We start from the raw sequence: 3,114 nt of genomic DNA, 5'->3' as shown, positions 1-3,114 counted from the left end.
CTGTTCGACTACATCGAGGTCTTCTACAACCAGCAACGCATGCACTCGGCAATCGGCTACGCTGCGCCGGCTGAGTTCGAAAGAGCAGCGGCGTAGTCAACCTGTCCACCGAACCGGATCACGCCCAGACCGACAATGGATGTGAAGCAGGGGTTGGCCCAGTTGCGCCGCGAGCCGAAAGTGCTGCGGGATGTACGCGACAGTCTCTCAAGAGCAGCAGCATGGTTCGCGAAGGAGAGCATCGGAACGACGGGACGCTGTGAACACATACGGATGAGCACGCGCCATGCGTGTCGATCTGAATTACGAAGCCTTGGTGCACTGGCATTCAGCCGAGAGCAGCTCAAGAGCCGTGTGTGCTTCGTCCACGAATCCTTCATGGGGGGGCGTCTTCTCCGTAAGGATGCTCGCAAGTTCGTTCGCGGTTCGCTTAAGAAGTTCCCCAAACATCCGCTGGCATTCTGGCGCGTGGCCGTCGAACTTGGCCTTGAGCCTCGCCACAGGTGAAGGAGGGAGCGGGGGTTGGGCTTTCGGTGCGTTCAACGCCTTCAAAGCGCGGCTCACCTGTGCCGAGTGCTTCCCAGCCAAGTCGGGCGATTTGAGCGCGCATTTCAAGACCGCGCGGATCCGGTCGGCCGCGAGCATCTGAAGGAATCCGGCATCTCCAGCCCGCTGCATGCTGTCGAGCTTCTCGCGCCTCAAAGGATACGCATTGTCGAATTGGACCCACGTGGTGATCGGAAAGCACTTCTCTTCCTTGGGCTCGATTCGATAGCATTGACAAGCTGGGCATCCACACGCGGCGGTAGTTTCACCCGAGTACCGTTTGGCTCCCTGTGATGTGGTGAGTGCAGCAACGAAGAAGTCAGCGGGCTCAACAATCTCGTTTAAGAGTACTAAGAACTTTTTGCGCTCGCCCGCGCCGTCCTTAAAGTCGATATTGGCCCACCAAACAGCCCCCGTGCCGTATGGGTTCATTACTCAAAGAGCGCGGCAGCTTCCCGCGCCTCCTCCGCGATCAACTCGGCTTGTTCCCGGGTAATCGATCCCGCCTTGGAGTCCAAGGCCAAGAGGTAAGGAATCAGCGCATCGGGACGCTTCTCAACCTCAAAAACGCGGTACCAGGGAGCGCTTTTATGGTGAGTCACTTCCGTCATGTCCTTAGCACCGGCATCTCTGTAGATCTCGGCCAGGAGATTCAGCGCATTTACCTCGCGCGGCGTGAAGTAGGATTCGTCAAAAGCTACGCGCGGCATGATCGTCAGCCCTCGATCCTTGAAGTCTGGGTCGGGCTCTGAGGTGCTCGCGACTTTGAACGCGAGCGCGTCTTTCATGTCCGCCTGAGGGCTCTTCAGTTCCTCGAAGAGTGCCTTGGGCACGGGGCCCATTTTCCAAGCAAAGTAGTCGAGCCCTGTTGCGGGCTTCCCTGTCTCCCGGAAGATCTTGAAGTCGAAAAGGAAGAGGAGCTTGAAGAGCTTGAGCTTCTTGCAGTCCTTCGTGGACTTCGTGAAGAACACGATCGCGTGAACGAGTTTCTCGCGCGCGTATGGAGGGGTTGCGGCCATGGCGTCAGCCCTATTCTCCCGGATGAGGGCGCATAGTTTCCAGCATCACCCTGACGTGCAGAGGCGAACTACGAGGTGACTCGCCTAACATCTCGTAAACACTCAGGTCCCTCTTTGTTGAGTTCCAGTTGGCGGGCCAGCACGAACCCGCGCGAGCCATGATAGCGCCCAAGAGACCGAAATGAGGATGAAGTGCCGCATCGCGGACCATCTGTCGCGCAAGGGGAGGACGCGCGGCCTTCCTGGCCCCCGCTTAAACGCTCCCCTAGAGAGCTCCCTTATAGTCGATGGCCTCTAAGCGATAGGTTCCTCGACCTACCACCTATCGGGCGGATGTCGGCGTCAGCCGAATGTCGGATGGCAGCATGCTGCATCCCTGATGGAAGGAACTCCTCGCGTAGCAGCGAGTTCGCACGCCAAGTAATGCACCACGTCCCATCATAGCTTCGGCTGGAGCACTTGGTACCAGCGTAGTGGAGCCTGCCAGGACGAGCGTAGACGGCTCCCAGTTTCAGGCAGCGCGGTCCCCATGTCCCCGAAAAGAAGTGGGCCGAAGGCCTTTGTCTCCCGGTGGAGGCCTGCGCCGACGTGCCACTTCTTCCCGTATCCACCGACTACAGCCACCGAGACTTCGACGCCCTGCGCGCGCGCCTCGTGGCGCTGACGAAGAGTGTCTTCCCGGACTGGAGCGACTTCGACGTCGCCAGCTTCGGCACACTGCTGCTGGAGATGTACGCCTTCATCGGCGACGTCCTCGGCTTCTACCAGGACAACCTCGCCCGCGAGTCGCGCCTCGTTTCGGCCACCCAGCGCCGCAACGTCATCGCCCTGGCGCGCATGCTGGGCTACCGGCTTCACGGCGCGCAGGCGGCCACGGCCGAGGTGGAGCTGCGTCTGGCCCAACCTCCCGCAGCCACCGTCACCTTCCCCGCGGGAACCGTCGTCCGCACCCAGGAGGTGACGGAGGCCGTCCGCTTCCAGCTCCTCTCACCCGTCACCATTCCAGCCGGCGCCAACCCGCCGCGCGCCCTCGCCGTGGTGGAGCACTCGAAGACGCACACCCAGCTCTTCGACGCCCGAGGCCTCGCTGACTTCGAGGCGCACCTGGACTTCGCGCCCTACCTCGACGGCTCCGCCCGCGTGTCCACCGCCCAGGGCGCATTCACCGAGGCCGACACGTTCCTCAACTCGCGCGCCGTCGACGCCCACTTCCTCGTCTCGGTGGACCAGGGGGACAAGGCCACTATCCGCTTCGGCAACGGCGTCAACGGCCTGCCTCCGGCTGGCACCGTGGCGGTGGTGTACAAGACGGGTGGCGGCTCGGCCGGCAACGTGGACGCGGGCCGCCTCGTCGTCGTGGAGGGCAGCTTCCGGGACGTGCACGGCCACGCGGTGCAGGTGGCCGTCCATAACCCCTTCCCCGCCTCCGGCGGCGCAGACAGGCAGACGGTGGCCTCCGCGAAGCTGCTCGCCCCTGAGAGCCTCCGGGCCCTGACGCGCACCGTCTCCCGCGAGGACTTCGAAATCAACGCCCGGCGCCTGCCCGGAG

The 3,114-nt window shown here is 62.5% G+C and carries 3 protein-coding genes and 1 pseudogene; 2 read left to right on the top strand and 2 right to left on the bottom strand.

All coding sequences use genetic code 11. From position 1 onward, the window contains the following. On the top strand, positions 1-96 hold a 96-nt coding region (locus HUW62_RS46560), incomplete at its 5' end, for an IS3 family transposase (protein WP_147449029.1). A 207-nt stretch (positions 97-303) separates the two neighbouring features. Here HUW62_RS46560 and HUW62_RS46555 read toward each other — a convergent pair. After that, positions 304-978, bottom strand: coding sequence for a hypothetical protein (locus HUW62_RS46555; RefSeq protein ID WP_176438112.1), 675 nt, complete (start codon positions 976-978; stop codon positions 304-306). Then, positions 978-1,565 carry a Panacea domain-containing protein gene (locus HUW62_RS46550; protein ID WP_176438111.1) on the bottom strand — a complete coding sequence of 196 codons (588 nt, stop codon included), beginning with the start codon at positions 1,563-1,565 and terminating at the stop codon, positions 978-980. Before HUW62_RS46550 ends, HUW62_RS46555 begins: the two co-directional genes overlap by 1 nt. 570 nt (positions 1,566-2,135) lie before the next feature. On the opposite strand from HUW62_RS46550, the pseudogene HUW62_RS46545 reads away from it, so the two are divergent. Continuing rightward, positions 2,136-3,114: pseudogene (locus HUW62_RS46545) on the top strand (t4-like baseplate wedge); the annotation flags it as partial.

Origin of the sequence: Myxococcus sp. AM011, from assembly GCF_013372595.1 — a bacterium.
GTDB classification, from domain to species: Bacteria; Myxococcota; Myxococcia; order Myxococcales; family Myxococcaceae; genus Myxococcus; species Myxococcus eversor.
The sequence above is the reverse complement of the archived record's forward strand: the minus strand, read 5'-3'. Positions and strand labels throughout refer to the sequence as shown.